At 34.4% G+C, this 20,047-nt stretch carries 12 protein-coding genes; all 12 read left to right on the top strand.

The genetic code is table 11. From position 1 onward, the window contains the following. The first annotated feature begins 668 nt into the window (after window positions 1–668). Window positions 669–3,206 carry a glycoside hydrolase family 2 TIM barrel-domain containing protein gene (locus BN863_RS10830; RefSeq protein WP_038530442.1) on the top strand — a complete coding sequence of 846 codons (2,538 nt, stop codon included), beginning with the start codon at window positions 669–671 and terminating at the stop codon, window positions 3,204–3,206. 15 nt (window positions 3,207–3,221) lie between these two features. Continuing rightward, window positions 3,222–4,238: a (R,R)-butanediol dehydrogenase gene (locus tag BN863_RS10825; RefSeq protein ID WP_038530439.1), complete on the top strand. Its 1,017-nt coding sequence runs from the start codon at window positions 3,222–3,224 to the stop codon at window positions 4,236–4,238. Between the two features lie 27 nt (window positions 4,239–4,265). Next, a complete protein-coding gene (locus BN863_RS10820) occupies window positions 4,266–5,030 on the top strand; it encodes an SDR family NAD(P)-dependent oxidoreductase (protein ID WP_193363894.1) in 765 nt (254 codons plus the stop codon). A 49-nt stretch (window positions 5,031–5,079) separates the two neighbouring features. Further along, entirely contained in the window at window positions 5,080–6,456 is a 1,377-nt protein-coding gene (locus BN863_RS10815) for a sulfatase (protein ID WP_051774959.1), read from the top strand. 18 nt (window positions 6,457–6,474) lie between these two features. Then, window positions 6,475–7,929 carry an aldehyde dehydrogenase gene (gene aldA, locus BN863_RS10810; protein WP_038530431.1) on the top strand — a complete coding sequence of 485 codons (1,455 nt, stop codon included), beginning with the start codon at window positions 6,475–6,477 and terminating at the stop codon, window positions 7,927–7,929. A 16-nt stretch (window positions 7,930–7,945) separates the two neighbouring features. Next, window positions 7,946–9,520, top strand: coding sequence for a sulfatase family protein (locus BN863_RS10805; RefSeq protein ID WP_038530429.1), 1,575 nt, complete (start codon window positions 7,946–7,948; stop codon window positions 9,518–9,520). Between the two features lie 13 nt (window positions 9,521–9,533). Then, window positions 9,534–11,729 (top strand): glycoside hydrolase family 3 C-terminal domain-containing protein, encoded by a 2,196-nt coding sequence (locus BN863_RS10800; protein WP_038530427.1) that lies wholly within the window; start codon window positions 9,534–9,536, stop codon window positions 11,727–11,729. 15 nt (window positions 11,730–11,744) lie between these two features. Then, window positions 11,745–12,839, top strand: coding sequence for a mandelate racemase/muconate lactonizing enzyme family protein (locus BN863_RS10795; RefSeq protein WP_038530424.1), 1,095 nt, complete (start codon window positions 11,745–11,747; stop codon window positions 12,837–12,839). A 9-nt stretch (window positions 12,840–12,848) separates the two neighbouring features. Beyond that, complete coding sequence (locus BN863_RS10790; protein WP_038530420.1) at window positions 12,849–13,895, top strand: aldose epimerase family protein; 1,047 nt, start codon at window positions 12,849–12,851, stop codon at window positions 13,893–13,895. A 41-nt stretch (window positions 13,896–13,936) separates the two neighbouring features. Continuing rightward, entirely contained in the window at window positions 13,937–14,965 is a 1,029-nt protein-coding gene (locus BN863_RS10785) for an L-rhamnose/proton symporter RhaT (protein WP_038530418.1), read from the top strand. A 107-nt stretch (window positions 14,966–15,072) separates the two neighbouring features. Then, on the top strand, window positions 15,073–16,221 hold the full coding sequence (locus BN863_RS10780) for a glycoside hydrolase family 117 protein (RefSeq protein WP_394331998.1): 1,149 nt from the start codon (window positions 15,073–15,075) through the stop codon (window positions 16,219–16,221). A gap of 791 nt (window positions 16,222–17,012) precedes the next feature. Further along, the gene (locus BN863_RS10775; RefSeq protein ID WP_242404021.1) at window positions 17,013–20,021 is read left to right on the top strand and encodes a SusC/RagA family TonB-linked outer membrane protein; all 3,009 of its coding nucleotides are present in this window, start codon (window positions 17,013–17,015) and stop codon (window positions 20,019–20,021) included. Window positions 20,022–20,047: the final 26 nt, after the last annotated feature.

Raw genomic sequence — 20,047 nt, 5'->3', positions numbered from 1 at the left:
GTCTAGTTTTAATACGGTTTTGTTGTTATTTAGGTTGGTATTTGTGGTGTTAAGTTGTTGTATTGTAGGTTGTTATGTTTTATGGGTGTAGTGTGGTTGTTATGTTGTTAAGCTGTTAAATAGTTTATAATGTTCAGTTATTGTCTAGTGTTAAATTATTAAAAAATATAATAAATACTAAGAATTTAGTAAAATATCATTGTGTAAATAGATGAATTAATAATTTTTATATTTTCTGTAGCTCGTATTGATGATAAGTTAATTAGAGAGAGTAGTGATTGGTATCTTTTATTTGTCTAGATAATTTTTTGAAGGAATAGGAGGTTTTACTTGTTATTACTGCACTACTTTCAGTTTTTATCCATGTAATTTTATGTTTTTGAATAGTTAATTTATGTTCTTCAAGCTAACAATAAACATGACTTATTATTGATTTAAAATGCAATCTATTGCATAATACTTACGAGAATTCTATATGAACTAGCGTAAAAATATTTCCAAATACTTAGCTTTTAAATTTCCCATAAAAGAGCAAGGTTTAATGAATTGTTCAGTGTATTTGTAGTTAAATAGAGAGCTAAACAGGTATTGTATAGTTCTAGTCTAGTTTGAAAAAGACTTATTATTAATAATATCAACCAATTTTGTATTCTAATAATTTGTTAAAAATGAGGAATATAATTTGTGTTGTTTTTATTGGTTTGATTCAATTTTTGTCTTTTTCGCAAAATACAAGTGAATTAAATAGGGAATTAGATTTTAATCTAGATTGGAGTTTTTATTTAAGTGAAACAGATGTTGACTACAATAGTATTCTTGATACTAACTATAAAAAAGTAAATCTACCACATGACTGGGTTGTCGAAAACGATTTTGATGAATCTTTAGGGAAAGATGCTAAAGCAACTGGATTTATACCTAGTGTAGGGTATGGGTATTATAAAAAAGAATTTCAAGTTAGTTCAAAAGATAATGAGCTAACATATATTTTATTTGATGGTGTTTATAATAATTCTGAAGTGTATTTAAATGGAAATAAACTGGGTTTCCACCCGTATGGATATTCTCCTTTTTACTACGATTTAACACCATATTTAAATACTAACGGAAAAGCTAACACCCTTATTGTTAAAATAGATCATAGCCGATTTGCTGATAGTCGTTGGTATACTGGAGCAGGGATTTATAGAAATGTAAAACTTATAACAACTAATAAATTACATGTTCCTATATGGGGCACATTTATTACGACACCTGTGGTTTCTAAAGAGAAGTCTGAAGTACAAGTTGATATAAGTTTTAATAATGAATTTGATACCAATGAAAAAGTAGTAGTTACCTCTAAAGTCTTAGATGCAAATAATAAAGAAGTTACTAAGACAAGCACAGAAGTTTCTGTTAATGCTAAGTCTAAAGGAGAGATTACTCAACAATTAACTGTGGCCAATCCTCAGCTATGGAGTATAAGCTCTCCTAACCGTTATAAAGCGGTAACTATTATCACTAAAAATAACACAGTAATAGATCGCGTTGAAACACCTTTTGGAATACGATCAATTGAATTTGATGTTAATAAAGGTTTTTTCTTGAATGAAGAACATATAAAAATAAAGGGATTGTGTTTGCACCAAGATGGTGGACTTGTAGGTACTGCAGTTCCTAAAGGTGTTTGGAAGAGACGTCTTCAAATTCTAAAAGATGGAGGTGCAAATGCAATACGAATTTCACATCATCCAGGTTCAACTGAATTTTTAGATTTATGTGATGAAATGGGCTTTTTAGTTCAAGATGAGTTCTTCGACGAATGGGATAACCCAAAAGATAAGCGTTATAATATGAATCAACAATCGGTTGATTATATAACAAATGGTTATGGCGAACATTTTCAGGAATGGGCTCAGAAAGATTTAACAAATGTAATGTTAAGTCACCGTAATCACCCTTCAATAATTCAGTGGAGTATAGGAAATGAAATTGAATGGACCTATCCTAGAAACGCAGATGCGACAGGTTTTTTTAATAACCTAGATTGGAATGGAAGTTACTTTTGGTCTGAGCCACCTTTTACCCCAGAACAAATTAAAAAACAATTAGAAGTTTTACCAAAAGCTAAATACGATATAGGTAAAACTGCAAATAAATTATCGCGATGGGCAAAATCTTTAGATACTACACGTCCTATCACAGCTAACATGATCTTACCTTCTGTGAGCCATTTATCTGGGTATTCAGATGCTTTAGATGTAATAGGGTATAGTTACAGAAGTGTCTTATATGATTATGGACATGAAAATTATCCAGATAAACCAATTATGGGTACAGAAAGTCTTCCTCAGTTTCATGAGTGGAAAGCAGTCATGGAACGCCCGTTTATTTCTGGAACATTTCTTTGGACGGGAGTCGATTATATGGGAGAAATTAGAGAGCCTTGGCCAGTACGTGTTCAGCCTTCAGGTTTATTAACAACAGCAGGTTTTCCAAAAGGATCCTATTATATGATGAAGTCACTGTGGACAGATAAGCCAATGATTCATATCGCTACACAAACAATAGATAAGTCTATAAATAAAATTAATGATAAAGGAGAAATAGTAGCTAAAGACCCTGAAAAATGGAAACAAGCTCTTTGGGAATGGCAAGATGTAAATACGCATTGGAACTATAAAAAAGGAGAAATGGTTTCTATCGAAATCTATTCTAATTGTGATGAAATTGAATTGTTTTTAAATGAAAAGTCTTTAGGTAAAAAATATTTAAAAGATTTTCAAGATCATATCTATAAATGGGGTGTGCCTTTCGTAGAAGGTGAATTGATTGCTAGGGGTAGAAAAGGTGGAGTTCAAACAGAATCTATACTTACTACGGCATCAAAAACATCTGAAATTCAAATGATACCAGACAATACTTTACTTAAAGCAAATCATTATGATGTTTCAAATATCGTAGTACAATTAAAGGATGATAAAGGAAATCCTGTTTCTATAGATAATCGTGAGATTACATATGAAATTACCGGTCCTGCAAAATTATTGGGTGTAGATAATGGGTGGAAAAAAAGTGTTCAGCCTTTTCAATCTAATAAAAACATAACACATAATGGAAAAACTTTATTAGTAATTCAAGCAACAGGTTCACCTGGTACAATACAGGTAACGGCAAAAAGTAAAGGGATAAAGGATACTGTAATTTCAATAAAAAGTAATTAAAATAAATAAGTTAATATGAAAGCAACACACTATGAAGGTAATAACACTTTCACTGTTATAGAAAAAGAGATAGAGACACCAGCGCCTAATGAAGTACGAATTAAAGTGGCGTATGCAGGGGTTTGCGGTACAGATGTACATATTTATCATGGTATGATGGATAAACGTGTAAAGATTCCGGTAACCATTGGTCATGAAATGTCGGGTGTTATTGATGCTGTAGGCGATGGCGTTACAGATTATGCTATTGGCGATAAAGTAGTCGTTCGTCCGTTAGATGATCGTAAAGTAAAAGCTTCAGATAAAGGTTTTAATCACATTTGTGAAGAATTAAAATTTATTGGAATAGATAGTGAAGGTGCAATGCAACAATATTGGAATGTACCAACCTTTGTATTACATAAACTAAAAGAAACAACCGATTTAAAATTGGCGGCTTTAATAGAACCATTATCAGTAGCAACGCATGATGTACGCAGAAGTGGCTTAGTAGAAGGTGAAACAGCTGTGGTTTTAGGTGGTGGGCCAATCGGATTATTAGTAGCGATGGTTGCTAAAGAAGTTGGCGCTCAAGTTATTATTTCTGAAGTCAATCCAAAGCGTATTGAAAAAGCTAAAGCTTTAGGTTTTGATGCTGTAAGTCCGTTAGATATCGATTTAGTAGACTATGTAAAAAGTAAAACAGAAAATCGTAGAGCAGATGTGGTATTTGAAGTTGCAGGTGTACAACCCGCTTTGGATGTCATGTGTGAGGTGGCTGGAATTCGCGGCCGTATAGTAATGGTAGCTATTCATGGTGAAAAAAAGCCAGTTGATTTATTTAAGTTCTTTTGGAAAGAATTAAGCTTAATTGGTGCACGTGTGTATGAAAAAGAAGATTATGAAAAATCTATCGAACTCATCACAGCTAACGAATTGCCTTTTGAAGACATGATTACCGATGTACAACCATTGAGTAATATTCAGCAAGTTTTCGAAAATATCGATAGTAATCCTGATGGATTAAAAGTATTAATGGATTGTCAATTATAATATAAAATAAAACATACGATTATGAGCATTTTAAATACATTCAGTTTAGAGGGAAAAACAGCTTTAGTTACAGGTTGTAAAAGAGGAATAGGTAAGGCTATGGCTATCGGTTTAGCCGAAGCTGGTGCTAATATTATTGGAGTTTCTGCCTCTTTAGAACTATCAGGAAGTGATGTTTCAAAAGAAGTGGAAGCTAGAGGAAAGACATTCTCAGCTTATCAATGTGATTTTTCAGATAGAAAATCGCTATATAAATTTATTGAAGCTGCAAAAACTGATCATCCACAAATAGACATTTTAGTTAATAATGCAGGTACAATATTAAGAACACCTGCAGCAGAGCATCCAGATGAAATGTGGGATAAAGTTATTGAGGTTAATCAAAATGCACAATTCATTTTAACGCGTGAAATCGGGAAAGAAATGGTGAAAAGAGGTGCTGGTAAAATCATTTTCACAGCATCATTGTTAACCTTCCAAGGCGGAATTACTGTGCCAGGATATGCAGCAAGTAAAGGTGCTATTGGTCAGTTAACTATGGCATTTGCTAACGAATGGGCAGGGAAAGGCGTAAATGTAAACGCGATTGCTCCAGGATATATCGCAACAGATAATACTGAAGCTTTAAGAAACGATCCAGCACGTTCGGAATCTATTTTATCACGTATTCCTGCAGGACGTTGGGGTAAACCAGAAGATTTTGCTGGGCCAACTGTTTTCTTAGCATCGGAAGCAGCAAGTTACATGAATGGATCTATCGTTTTAGTAGACGGTGGTTGGATGGGAAGATAATTCATTCCATAATTAAATAAATATGAAAAACATTCAAAATAGTAAATCCATGAAATCACCAATTTTAATAGCATTTATTTTTGGGGTGTTTTCATATATGTATGGTCAAAATCAGCCTAACATCGTATTCATCTTATCTGATGATGCAGGTTATGCTGATTTTGGTTTTCAGGGCAGCAAGGAATTCAAAACACCGCATTTAGATGCTTTAGCTAAAAGCGGCGTAAAGTTTACACAAGCTTACGTGTCTGCAGCTGTTTGCGGCCCTTCAAGAGCCGGAATTTTAACGGGGAAATACCAACAACGATTTGGTTACGAAGAAAACAATGTACCAGGATACATGAGTGCTTCGGGAATCATTGGAGATGAAATGGGCTTACCACTTGATCAAAAGCTAATTTCAGAATATCTACAAGAGCAAGGTTATAAAACGGCTTTGTTTGGGAAATGGCATATGGGTAATGCCGATCGTTTTCATCCAACAAAAAGAGGTTTTGATACGTTTTACGGATTTAGAGGCGGTGCTAGAAGTTATTACGAGTTTGACGAAAACAATAAAAGCTCTAGAAAAGAAGACCGAATGGAACGTGGTTTTGGCAATTTTGAAGAGTCAGAATTATATTTAACCGATGCCTTGGCTAATGAAACTATTCAATTTATAGAAGAAAATAAGGCGCAACCATTTTTTGTGTATTTATCTTTTAATGCAGTGCATACCCCAATGGAAGCGCATCCAGACGATTTAAAAAAGTTTCCAAATTTAGAAGGAAAAAGAAAAACCTTAGCGGCTATGACTCTGGCTTTAGACCGTGCTTGCGGTAAAGTAATCGATAAGCTAGACGAACTAGGTTTACGCGAAAATACCATCATTGTTTTTACAAATGATAATGGTGGCCCTTCAGATACTAATGCATCTTTAAATAAACCATTAGGAGGCACAAAAGCCAATCACTTAGAGGGTGGTATTCGTGTCCCGTTTTTAATGGCCTTACCAAAAAATAAACAAAAGAATACAACCTACCAATATCCTATAAGCACCTTAGATTTATTTGCTACGTTTTACAATATAGCAGGAGGTAATGAAAAACAAATCACAGGTTTAGATGGTGTCAATCTATTACCATACGTAACAGGAGAAAACAAATTGAGACCGCACGAAACATTGTATTGGAAGAAAGAGGTTCGTGGCGCAATAAGACATCTTGATTGGAAATTAATTCGCTATCCAGATAGACCAGCAGAATTGTACAATTTGGCTGAAGACGAAGCTGAAATTAACAATTTAGCCACAACGCATCCAGATATTGTTAACGATTTGTATAAACAATTTTTTGAATGGGAAGTATCTCTTGAACGTCCCTTGTGGATGTTAAAACATAAGTACGAAAAAGCCGCTATTGAGCGACTAGATAAATACAAAAACTAATAATTAAAAAGATTAATTATGACAAAAATAAAAGATTATCAACTATTCATTAATGGTGAGTGGAGAACATCAACATCAGGAGAAACAATTGATATTGTAAGCCCTTCGACAGAAGAAATTGTGGCGCGTGTACAAAACGGAACAGCAGAAGAAGCTAATGAAGCTTTGGAGGCTGCTGATAAAGCCCAAAAAGAATGGAAAAAATTACCAGCACGTCAGCGTGCTGAGTTACTTTATAAATTGGCTGATGAAATAGAAGCTAATACCGAATATTTAGCCAATTTATTAACTAAAGAGCAAGGGAAACTTCTAAAAGTAGCCCGTTTTGAAGTTGCTGTTACAGCTTCATTTATAAGATATGCTTGTGAAGGTGCTCGTCGTATTGAAGGGGATATCATTCCTTCAGATAATGCCAATGAGCAAATCTGGATTCAAAAAGTTCCTCGTGGTGTCGTTGTTGCCATTACCGCTTGGAATTTCCCTTTAGCTTTAGCTGGTCGTAAATTAGGTCCTGCTTTGGTGGCAGGAAATACTATTGTACTTAAACCAACTTCCGAAACGCCTTTAGCAACTTTAGAGTTAGGAAACTTAGCGAATAAAGTTGGGATTCCTGCTGGTGTTATAAATATCCTGACAGGGCCAGGTCGTGTTATGGGGAATGCCTTAGTGGAAAATCCAATTACTAAAATGGTAACTATGACAGGGTCTACACCTGTAGGGCAGCAAATTGCAAGATTAGCGGCTAATAACTTAACGCATGTACAATTAGAATTAGGAGGTAAAGCCCCATTTATAGTATTTGAAGATGCTGATATTGATGCTGCTGTAGAGGCGGCATTACATTCACGTTTTGATAACTGCGGACAAGTATGTACGTGTAACGAACGTATGTATGTACATGAAGGTATTTACGATGTGTTTATGGATAAATTCATTGCCAAAGTAAAAGCTATAAAAGTAGGTGATCCAATGCTTGAAGAAACCGATATGGGTCCAAAAGTGAATGGTTCAGAATTAAAACACATGGAGCATTTAGTAGCTGTATCTGTCAAAGAAGGCGCTACGGTAGCCACAGGCGGAAAGCGTCCTGAAGGCGCACAGTTTGAAAAAGGCTTCTGGTTCGAACCAACGGTTTTAACCAATGTAACACAAGATATGACGATTGTTCACGAAGAATCTTTCGGACCAATTTTACCTGTGCTTAAGTTCTCTTCTTTTGATGAAGTTATTGGTTATGCAAACGACTGTGAATACGGTTTAGCAGCGATGGTTTTTACCAATGATATGAACACCATTATGAAATGTAATGACGAATTAGAATACGGTGAAATCTATGTAAATAGAGGGCATGGTGAACAACATCAAGGCTTCCATAACGGATATAAATTATCAGGGTCTGGTGGTGAAGATGGTAAATATGGTTTTGAACAGTATTTAGAAAAGAAAACTTTTTACATCAAACATAAAGCTTAATTAAAATGCTATTTCTATGAATTATCTTAAATCTAATGTGCTTAAGCATTTTCTTTTAGCAGTTTTAAGTGTCACTTTTATACAGTGTAAAAGTGAAAAAAAGAACACGGTCATTGAAGCTGAAAAAGTGGTGACTAAGCCCAATGTGGTGGTTATCTATTTAGACGATTTAGGGTATGGCGATTTAAGTTGCTATGGAGCAACGGCTTTTCAAACACCAAACATAGATAAACTGGCTAACGGTGGTGTACGCTTTACTAATGGCTATGCCACTTCTGCAACGTGTACACCAAGTCGTTATGCCATATTAACGGGTGTGTATCCTTGGCGTAATAAGGATGCTAAAATCCTTCCAGGAACGGCGCCTTTGTTAATTTCTACAACTCAAGAAACACTTCCAAAATTATTTAAATCTAAAGGTTATGAAACTGCAGTTGTTGGCAAATGGCATTTAGGGTTAGGTTCAGGGCATGTAGATTGGAATTCCCACATTTCTCCAAGTCCGAACGAAGTTGGGTTTGATTATTCATACATCATGGCAGCGACTCAAGATCGAGTGCCAACCGTGTATATTGAAAATGGTAATGTGGTTGGATTGGATCCAAATGATCCTATTGAAGTGAATTATAATAAAAATTTTGAAGGCGAACCAACGGCTATTTCTAATCCCGAACTACTAACCATGAACTGGCATCATGGCCATAACAATAGTATTGTTAACGGTATTCCTAGAATTGGTTATATGAAAGGTGGCGAAGCTGCAAAGTGGACAGATGTCGATATGGCCGATCACTTTTTAGAGAAGGCACAGACTTACGTTAAAAACCATAAAGACCAACCTTTTTTCTTGTATTACGCGCTACAGCAACCGCATGTACCTAGAACACCACATCCGAGATTTGAAGGGGAATCTGGTTTAGGCCCTCGTGGCGACGTGATTTTAGAAGCCGATTGGGTTATTGGTGAATTTATAGAAACATTAAAAGAAGAAGGTCTTTTAAAAAATACATTAATTGTTTTTTCAAGTGATAATGGCCCGGTTTTAAATGATGGTTACGAAGATGAAGCTGTTGAAAAAATAGGAAATCACGACCCAAAAGGTGGTCTTCGTGGCGGAAAATACAGCTTGTTTGAAGCGGGTACGCATGTGCCTTTTATTACCTATTGGGAAGGGAGTATTAAACCACAAGTATCCGATGCTTTAGTGTGTCAGGTGGATTTAATGGCGTCTTTAGCAACGCTTATAGATGGAGAAATAAAACCTTCAGATAGTGAAAATCTTTTAGAAGCCTTTTTAGGAGAAAGTCAAATAGGGCGCAAGTCTTTAATTCTTGAAGCAAATACAAAAACAGCATATCGCGAAGGCGATTGGATTATGATTCCTCCATATCAGGGCGATGCAATTAATACTCAGGTAAATATAGAATTAGGTATCGATGAAGACTATCAATTATATAATCTTAAAGTAGATAGCGCTCAACTGCATAATCTAGCAGAATCAAATCCTGATCAATTAAAAATTATGGTTGAGCATTTCAATGAGAAGCGCGGTAATGCGTATTCAAACATTGAAAATTTAGAATTAAAATAACTTAAGAGTATAAATGAAGAAATCAAAACAGCCTGTATTCAATGTATTATTTTTAATTCTAACTGCAACGAGTGTTTTAAATGCGCAGTCACAAGAGTGGTTTAATGAATCTATCTCTTTTGAAAAGCGAATAGATTTGTTGGTTGACGCTATGACGTTAGAAGAAAAATGCAGTCAATTTATGTCTGATTCACCAGCTATAGAACGTTTAGGAATTCCTGAATATAACTGGTGGAATGAAGCATTGCATGGTGTCGCAAGAAATGGAAAAGCAACTATTTTTCCACAAGGTATTGCTATGGGTGCCACTTTTAATCCTGAATTAATAAAAGAAGTTGCGAATGCGATTTCAGATGAAGGACGGGCTAAATTTCAAGTTTCAAAATCTATTGGCAATCGAGGTATGTATGCTGGACTAACGTATTGGTCTCCAAATGTTAATATTTTTAGAGATCCACGTTGGGGGCGCGGACAAGAAACGTATGGTGAAGATCCGTTTCTAACCTCTAAAATAGGTGTGGCATTTGTTGAAGGTTTACAAGGGAATGACGATAAATATTTCAAATCAACCGCTTGTGCAAAACATTTTGCGGTGCATTCGGGACCAGAAGCATTACGTCATAGTTTTAATGCTAATCCATCAAAATTAGATTTGTATGAAACGTATTTGCCAGCATTCGAGGCCTTGGTAAAAGAAGGAAATGTACAAGGTGTAATGGGAGCTTACAATGCGGTTTATGGTGAGCCATCTACAAGTAGTACTTTTTTATTAAACGAAACCTTGAAGAAATCTTGGGGTTTTAACGGTTATATTGTTTCAGATTGTGGGGCTTTAGGCGACATTATGAAAGGTCATAAAAAAGCTAAAACGCAAGAAGAGGCGGCTGCTTTGGCTATGATTGCAGGAGTGAATTTAAATTGTGGATGGGTTTATGGAAAGTTAAAATCAGCCGTAGAAAACGGTCTTATTTCTGAAAAGTTAATTGACCAACGTCTGAAGAAATTATTCTTAATACGTTTCAAACTAGGGTTTTTTGATTCGGATGCTAGTAACCCATATACGCAATTGGGAACAGAAGTTATCAATTCAGAAAAACATAAAGGTATTGCTCGTAAAGCCTCTCAACAATCTATCGTTTTATTAAAAAATAAGAACAACGTTTTACCATTAGATAAAAATATTAAATCGCTTTATGTTACTGGGTCTTTCGCCGCTTCAACAGAAATTTTAATAGCAAATTATTACGGTATGTCTCCAAATATGGTGACGGTTTTAGAAGGTGTTGCAGATAAGGTTTCATTAGGAACTTCTGTAGAATACCGGTTAGGCGTTTTACCTTTTCAAAATAATTTAAACCCATTAAATTGGGCAGTTCAAGTGCCAAAAACGGTAGATGCAACCATATTAGTTGCTGGAATTTCAAACGAAATTGAAGGCGAAGAGGTTGATGCTATTGCTTCAGAACATAAAGGTGATAGAAAAGATTTAAAATTACCACAAAGCCAAATCGATTATATAAAAGATGTTAGCAAAAATAAAAAAGGACCGTTAATTCTAGTTTTAGGAACGGGAAGTCCAGTGTCTTTAGAAGACGTGGAACCTTATGTAGATGCCATTGTTTTAATGTGGTATCCAGGTGAGCAAGGAGGAAATGCTGTTGCCGATGTTATTTTTGGCGATGTGTCACCTTCAGGGCATTTACCAATTACATTTCCTAAAAACGTAGAGCAATTACCACCTTTTGATGATTATAGTATGAAAGGACGCACTTACAAATACATGGATAAAGAGCCTATGTATCCGTTTGGTTTTGGATTAAGCTATGGTAAAATTTCATTTGAGGCTGTTGCAACAAAGTCTAAGACGATTAAAAGAGGTGATTCATTTTCATTTTCAGTAGATGTGAAAAATCAGAGTAATATTAATCTAGAAGATGTAGTTCAGGTGTATTTAATTCCAGAAGATGACAAAGGATTTCTTCCAAAATATGCTTTAAAAAATTTTAGAAGAATTGAATTAAAATCTGAAGCATCACAAGAATTAGAATTCATTTTAACCGATAAAGATTTTTATCAAACCAACTTAGAGGGAAAAAAAGCATGGATAAAAGGAAATTATAAAATTGCCATTTCTAATGCATTGCCAAGTGTAAGAAGTACAATACTTGGAGCCTCGAAACCTGTAGAAATAGCGATTAAATTACTTTAAAAATAACATACAATTATGAGTACAAAAATATCAAAAATAAAAACAAGATTATTTACTGTGCCATTACCAGAAGTAATGTCTGATGCCAAACATGGAGATCATTATCATTTTGAATTGGTAACTGTAACCATCACTTTAGAAGATGGTACAGAAGGAACGGGATATACTTATACCGGTGGTAAAGGCGGTTTTGCCATTAAGGCGATGGTAGAACACGATTTTACCAATGTTTTAGTTGGAAAAGATGGTGCCGATATTGAAGGGATTTACGATTTCTTAGAATGGCACATTCATTATGTGGGCCGTGGGGGTATAGCTTCGTTTGCTATTTCAGCAGTCGATATTGCTTTGTGGGATATTCGTTGTAAAAAAGCAAATCAACCCTTGTGGAAAATGGCTGGAGGAGCAGGGAATACATGTAAAGCTTATTGTGGAGGTATCGATTTAATGTTCCCGTTAGAGAAGCTTTTAAATAATATGAAAGGTTATTTAGAAAGTGGATTTAATGCTGTGAAAATTAAAATTGGACGTGAAAATTTAGAAGAAGATTTAGATCGTATTAAAGCAGTTCGCGAATTTGTCGGACCAGATGTAACGTTCATGGTCGATGCCAATTATTCAATGACGATTGAGCAAGCCATTAAAGCGATTGAAGGCTTTAAAGATCAAAATATCACTTGGTTTGAAGAACCAATAATTCCAGATAATTATAAAGGTTATGCCGAAATTGTTGAAGCTACAGGTTTCCCTTTAGCTATGGGAGAAAACTTGCATACCATTCATGAGTTTGAATATGCTTTCGACCAAGCTAAATTGGCATTCATTCAGCCAGACGCTTCCAATTGTGGAGGGGTAACCGGATGGTTGGCAGCAGCAAAATTAGCCAACAAACATGGAATTCCTGCTTGTTCTCACGGGATGCAAGAATTGCATGTAAGTTTAGTGTCCGCTCAACCAAATTCGGGTTGGCTAGAAGTGCATAGTTTCCCAATAGATCAATATACCACAAGACCTTTAGTGGTGGAGAATCATCGCGCTGTTGCGCCTGATTACCCTGGAGTTGGTGTTATTTTCGATTGGGAAAAATTAAGTCCCTACGAACAACAATAAAAGATACTTATGAAGACGACAAAAGAGAATTTCGGACATTTAAAACATCAAGATATTGAGTTGTTCACTTTATCAAATGCCAATGGTGTTGAAGTTAAAATAACCAATTACGGAGCAACAATTACGGCTATAAAAGTGCCGAAATCTAACGGAATTTCAGAAATAATAACCTGTGGTTTTGATAATTTAGAGAGTTATTTTTCAGAAGAATACAAAAGCAATTCTCCATATTTTGGAGGTACAGTTGGACGTTATTGTTCACAAATAAAAAATGCTGAGTTTTCATTAAACGGAAAAACGTTTCAACTCGCTAACAATGCCGGCGATAATAATTTACACGGTGGGGTTGAAGGTTTTGATAAGAAAATATGGAACGCTTCAATAGCTGATTCTGATGATGCTTCAAAGATTAAAATGACCTTGTTAAGTAAGGATCTGGAAGAAGGTTTTCCTGGAAATGTTAATGTTTCAGTAAACTTCACATTGAATGATAATAACGAGTTAACGATTCAATATGAAGCAACGCCAGATCAGGATACGCCCTTGTCGTTAACCAATCACACGTATTTCAATTTATCTGGATTTTCAGAAAATATAGAAAATCACATAGCAAAAGTATATACAGATAAACGTTTAGCTACAGATAACACGGGAGCAGCTACTGGTGATATTTTAAATGTTGAAGACGAAGTAGATGATCTAAGAACCGGAAAACGTATTGGCGATGTACATGAAAAAATGAACGATGGTTTTGAGCATTTCTACATTTTTGATACAGACAACTCTAAATTAATGCACACAGCAACCATTACAGATTCAAACACACAAAGAAGTTTAGATGTGTATTCTACAGAACCTTGTATGCTTTTATATACGGGGAAGTATACATCAGATGAATTGCAACGTGAAAACGGTCAGAAATTTGGAAAATATCGAGGGTTTTGTTGTGAAACACATCGCTATCCGAATGGACCAAATATAGAAGAATCGCCAAAGTCTATAACCAAGGCAGGCGAGACTTATAAAAGTACAACCATTTTCAAATTTGGTTGGTAAAAAATATATATAAACTAATTAATAACTTAAATAACTAAACTATGGGAATTTTATTAGCAATTGCTGGAGGTATAATGCTTGGTTTTTGGGCCATGCCCGAAAAGTATATTAAAAATTATGCTTTCGAAAATGCTTGGGGATTATGCTACTTATTTATGCTTTGGGTGTTCCCTTTTATTGTGGCATTTTCAATGATACATGATTTTAGTAATGTATTAACAGATGTAGGGGCTCCTGTTCTTTTAAAAATGCTTATTCCAGGGTTTTTATGGGGAGTAGGAATGATGCTTTGGGGTAAAGCCATTAATTATATTGGAATGTCTTTGGGTTTTTCAATATTCATTGGTACCATAATTGTTGTGGGATCTTTATTGCCTTGGGGGCTTTCTGGATTACCACAGATTGAAGGAGGTGGGATTCATACTGGTAAAATTTTTACCATTTTATTTGGAATTACAATAATCTTAATTGGAATTATTTTTAACGGGCGAGCAGGTATATTACGTTCTGCTGCAGAAAAAACAAAAGATAATTCGGCAGAAGGTAATATGCTAACCGGTATTATTATCGCTGTTGTTGGAGGTGTTTTGTGTACAGGTTTTAATGTGGCTTTAGAGATTACTCATAACGGTGAAGTTGCAAAAAATATTATTGGAGATACAATTGTGGCCCATGGAAATGAACCTTGGTTAGCTTCTGTTGCTTCTATGTTTATTGTATATGTTTCGGGCGGGGTGTTCGTGGTACCATATTTTATGATAATGTTGTCTAAGAAGAAATTATGGGGTAAATTCAAAGTGCCTGAAGCAGGTAAAAATATTTCTTTAACAAGTTTTATGGCTGCCTTAAATTTTGTTGCATCTATTGTGTTTGCTTATTCTTCATTTGTTTTAGGTAGTGAAGGTGGCTCAATTGGATATGCAATTTTCAATACATTGTCTGTAGTCACTGCAGTATCTGCAGGAGTTTTAACAAAAGAATGGTCTGGAGCTCCTCAAAAAGCAAAAATAGCATTGTACTTGGGGTTAGCTTCTATGATTATAGGAGTTTTAGTTATTGCCTTTTTATAAATAAACAATTAATTTAAAAAAAATATAAAATGAAATACAAAATAAGTGTAACAGTATTAGTGATGCTAATAATTATGACGAGTTCTTGTAAAGAAAACTCTAAAACTATGCCAGAAGAAAATAACTGTAATGATACTATAGTGCCTACTGCAGAACAAATTGATTATTTAGGTATTACGGATGTTAATCATTTAAGTGCTGCATCTAAGCGAGCATTAAAATGGCCGACCGATTTGGGTAACGAATGGTTTATCGAGTTTTCAGATTTAAAACCTTTAAAAGGTGATTTAGCCTATGAAGAAGGAGTTGTTAGACGTGATCCTAGTGCTATGATTAAGCATGATGGAAAATATTATGTTTGGTACAGTAAATCTGTTGGTCCATCTCAAGGTTTTGGTGGAGATATTGAAAAAGATAAAGTTTTTCCTTGGGATCGTTGCGATATATGGTATGCAACTTCAGAAGATGGATGGACATGGAAAGAAGAAGGTTTAGCTGTTGCTAGAGGTGAAAAAGGTAGTTATGATGACCGTTCTGTTTTTACAGTTGAAATTATGGAAAATGACGGGATGTATTATTTATGTTACCAAACAGTGAAATCTCCTTATAATGTAAGAGTTAAAAATCAAATTGGATTGGCATGGTCAACATCACCAAATGGACCTTGGACAAAAAGTGAAGAACCTATTTTAAGTCCAGCAGATAATGGTATATGGAAAGGAACTGAACAAAATAGATTTTTAGTTGAGAAAAAAGGAGATTTTGATAGTCATAAAGTACATGACCCATGTATAATTCCTTACAAAGGAAAATTCTATTTATACTATAAAGGAGAGCAAATGGGAGAAGCAATTACTTTTGGTGGACGACAAATTCGTCATGGTGTAGCTGTTGCCGATAATCCTAAAGGACCTTATGTGAAATCTGAATATAATCCTATAAGTAACAGTGGTCACGAAATTTGTGTATGGCCTTACAACGGAGGAATTGCATCATTAATAACTACTGATGGTCCAGAAAAAAACACAATTCAATGGGCTGAAGATGGTGTTAATTTTGAAATAATGTCTGTTATACCTGGTGTAAGTGCTCATGCTATAGGATTAAATAGAACTGCAGATGTGGAAAAAGAACCAACTGAAATACTTCGTTGGGGATTATCTCATATTTATAATTCATATGATTATCAGAGTATCATGAGGTTTGAGTCTCGTAGAAAAACAACCCATGTAGCAAAGGGAGAAAGTAGTAAGTAAAACAAATTTGATATTTAGTTTAAGGCCTTCTAAGATTAATTAGAAGGCTTTTTTTGTGTATTATGAACTTAAACAAGAGGGTGTTTTTGATTTTATATGTTTCTAGATTAGAAACTTTTAAATATAACGTGGAGTAAGAGGTTTTCCTCTCGTATAAGTCTGCAAAACAACTTACATGTTGTTTTTAGTTGTCTATAAAATAGAGCTATTAAGCCTTACGTTTATAATTAGAAATAAGATTCGTGAGGGAATATACACTAGGTGTTATAGAAGTTATATATGACTTATATTATTGTTCTTCCAGAAAAAAAAAAATAGTTAGTGTTATTGATGAATAGTTTGATTTATTATCAATATGGTTGTTATTTAAGTGTTTAACTGTTAAAAATATGGATAAATGCTTAATTGTGAATTAGTGTTTAAATCGATTTAAATAATGAAATCTTAAAGCATGTACTTAGGACTCTCTTTATTAATTTTTTATTGAATTAAACTGTACATGTTAAATTAAATCGATAATTCAACATGTTGTTTTTCAATGTTTTTAGTGTCTGTCTAGTTTAAGTCTAGTCTTAATTTAGTGTAGTGAGTTGTTGTATTTATAAATTAGCTACTGTTAATTTGAATAATTGCTAATAAAAAGCTTCTGTTATTATTAATAAATCAAAAGTGCTTATGGTAAGAATTTCAAAGAGACAATAACAAACTATTCTAATCAAATAAATATGAAACAAAAACTAAAATTATGGAGGAGCAAGTTTTTACTCGTTTGTTCTTTCTTGCTACTAACAATGACTAATGTTTACGCGCAAACAGACATTAGTGGAAAAGTATTAGATGAAAATGGGATTCCAATAGCTGGAGTTGCTGTTCTCGTTAAAGGATTAAATAATGGAACAGTTACCGATTTTGATGGACTATTTAGTCTGAATACTGAAAACGGAAATGTCTTGGTATTTTCATTCTTGGGATACAAGACTAAAGAGGTTACAATATCTAATCAAACTAATCTAATTGTAACTTTGGAAGAAGATACTCAAAGTTTAGAAGAGGTTGTTCTTGTAGGTTATGGTGTTCAAAAGAAAAAAGAAGTAACAGGAGCTGTTGGTCTTGTCACTTCAGAAATTATTGCCAAAGCACCAGTATCTGATTTAGGAGAATCTATTCAAGGACAAGTTGCAGGTGTAAATGTACAATCAAGTAGTGGTAGACCGGGAGAATCTGCAAATATTCAAATTAGAGGATTGGGTTCAGTTAGCTCTAGTGCTTTAGGACCATTGTATGTTGTAGATGGTATACCGTTTCAAGGCAATCCTAACATTCCGACAGAACAAATTGAAAAAGTAGATATTCTTAAGGATGGAGCAGCAGCAGCTGTTTACGGTACACGTGCCTCTAACGGTGTAATTCTTATTACTACTAAAAAAGGAAAAAGAGGTAATTTAAATGTAAGTTTTAGTACATATGGAGGGGTTCAAAATATTACTTCAGGAACACCTTTAATGAATACGCAACAACAAATGTATGCTGAAGAAGTCATGTTAGATGCGTTAGGTAGAGATCCTTTAATCTTTGTTTTTTCACCAGATGCCTTAGATTATAATACAGATTTTGTTGGAGATGTTCAAAATAATAATGCAGGAATACAAAATTACAGTTTAGGTGTTTCTGGGGGTTCAGAAAATTTAACTATGAATTTAAGTGCAGATTATTTTAATCAAGATGGTATCTTAATCAATTCAGGGTTTGATCGTTTAAGCACGCGTTTAAATGGAGAATTTAAAAAAGGAAAATTTAGAGCATATGCTAGTTTAGCTTTAACTCAAGAAAATAGAGAGCAAGAGCCTTGGGCACTTTATGAATATTCTATAGCACAAAAACCATGGCAACCTGCAATTGGTGATTTAAAGTCTGCAGGTGATAATTCTGTAGAATTACCTTTAACTAATGCAATTCAGTATAGTTATTTATCTCGCGAATTAGAAAATCAAGATGATCGTCTAGTTAATAGTACAAATATGGCTGTTAATTTAGAATATGAATTTATAGACGGGTTAAGTTATCAGTTAAATGTAGGTAGAAATACGTATGACTATAGAAGGTCATTTTTTAGGCCTCAATATTTGGTCTATGGTCCAGAAGGAGATTATAACCCTACAGCATCAAGAGAGGATGCTCAGTTAAATGAAGATTTTTTATTTACAGAAAGACGTGTTCTAGAAAATTTATTTAAATATAATAAGAGTTTTGGAAAACACAATGTAAACTTATTAGGAGTGTTGTCTTATGAAGAATTTACTTCTAAGCAGTTAAGTACTGGTGTAATAGGGTTATTAAGTAATGACACTCCTGTTTTAGGAGCAGGAGTTAATGCTATAAAACCAAGTAGTTACGATTATGTAAATACATTAACAGGGAAACTATTTAGAGCCCAATATAATTATGACGAACGCTATTTGTTTTCGGCAAGTTATAGACGAGATGGGTCATCTAACTTTGGAGAAGAAAACCGTTTCGGAGATTTTCTTGGGTTTTCAGCTGGTTGGAATATTAGTGAAGAAGCATTCTTTAATATTGAAGCCATAAATAGTTTGAAATTGAGAGGAAGTTGGGCTGAAGTTGGTAACCAAAACATTCCTGCATATTCTTTTTCTTCTCAAATAGAAAGTGGAATTAATTACCCTTTTGGTCCTAACGAAGAAATCTCATCAGGAGCTATTCAAAGACGTTATGCAGATCCAAATATTAAATGGGAAACAAGTATTTCAAAAAACATTGGTGTCGATTTAGGAATGTTTAATAATAGATTGAATTTCACAGCAGACTTTTATCAAACTGATAAAGAAGATATGTTAATTGAAGAACGTTTACCTGCATCTTCTGGAACATATCATACTAGAGCTTTAGGGGTTTACGATGTTCGTGTTACTAACGCTGGGAATATGGTTAATAAAGGGGTCGAATTATCACTGTCTTTTAAAGGTGAATCTTCAGGAGGACTTAGATACAGCGTTGCAGGAACATTTACTAAGAATGTGAATGAAGTTACTAACCTTAATGGTGTAGAGCGAGGATATGCAAACGGAAGACCTGTAGTGTCTTTAGGAGATAATGTAGACTACACAACATTCTTAGCTGAAGGTTATGAAGCTGGAGCTTTCTTCTTAGTTGAACATGATGGTATTATTAAAAACCAAGAACAATTAGATGCTTATAAATTAATTGAAGCAAGTTCACAAATGGGAGATATGATGTATGTCGATCAAAATAATGATAATAAAATTGATGACAACGACCGCGTATATGCTGGTTCTGGACAAGCAGATTTCGAAGCAGGTTTTAACCTGAATTTAGATTATAAAGGGTTCGATTTTTATGCTCAAACATATTATTCTCATGGTGCGGAGATTTATAACGGAGCACGTTTATATGCTTACACACAAGGTAGACATCAAGAACAGTATTACCAATGGTCCCCACAAAACGCAGATTCTAATGTTCCTACATTTAGACAAAATGCTTTTGATAATAGCGTTAGAGCGCAATCAGATTACTTTTTAGAAGATGGAACATATCTAAGAATACGAAATTTAACTTTAGGTTATACAATACCAACTCTAAATAAAAATATTATCAATACAGCAAGAGTTTACTTTACTGCAATGAATCCATTTACGTTTACAAATTATAATGGTTATGATCCAGAAGTTGGAGGAGATGGAATTTTTACACGTGGTGTAGATCGCGGGAACTATCCTGTATCGCGTAGATTTATTATCGGTATACAATTAAATTTCTAACGTATTAAAGAAGTAAGACACATGAA

Source organism: Formosa agariphila KMM 3901, from assembly GCF_000723205.1.
GTDB classification, from domain to species: Bacteria; Bacteroidota; Bacteroidia; order Flavobacteriales; family Flavobacteriaceae; genus Formosa; species Formosa agariphila.
This window is presented reverse-complemented; position numbering and strand designations above follow the sequence as displayed.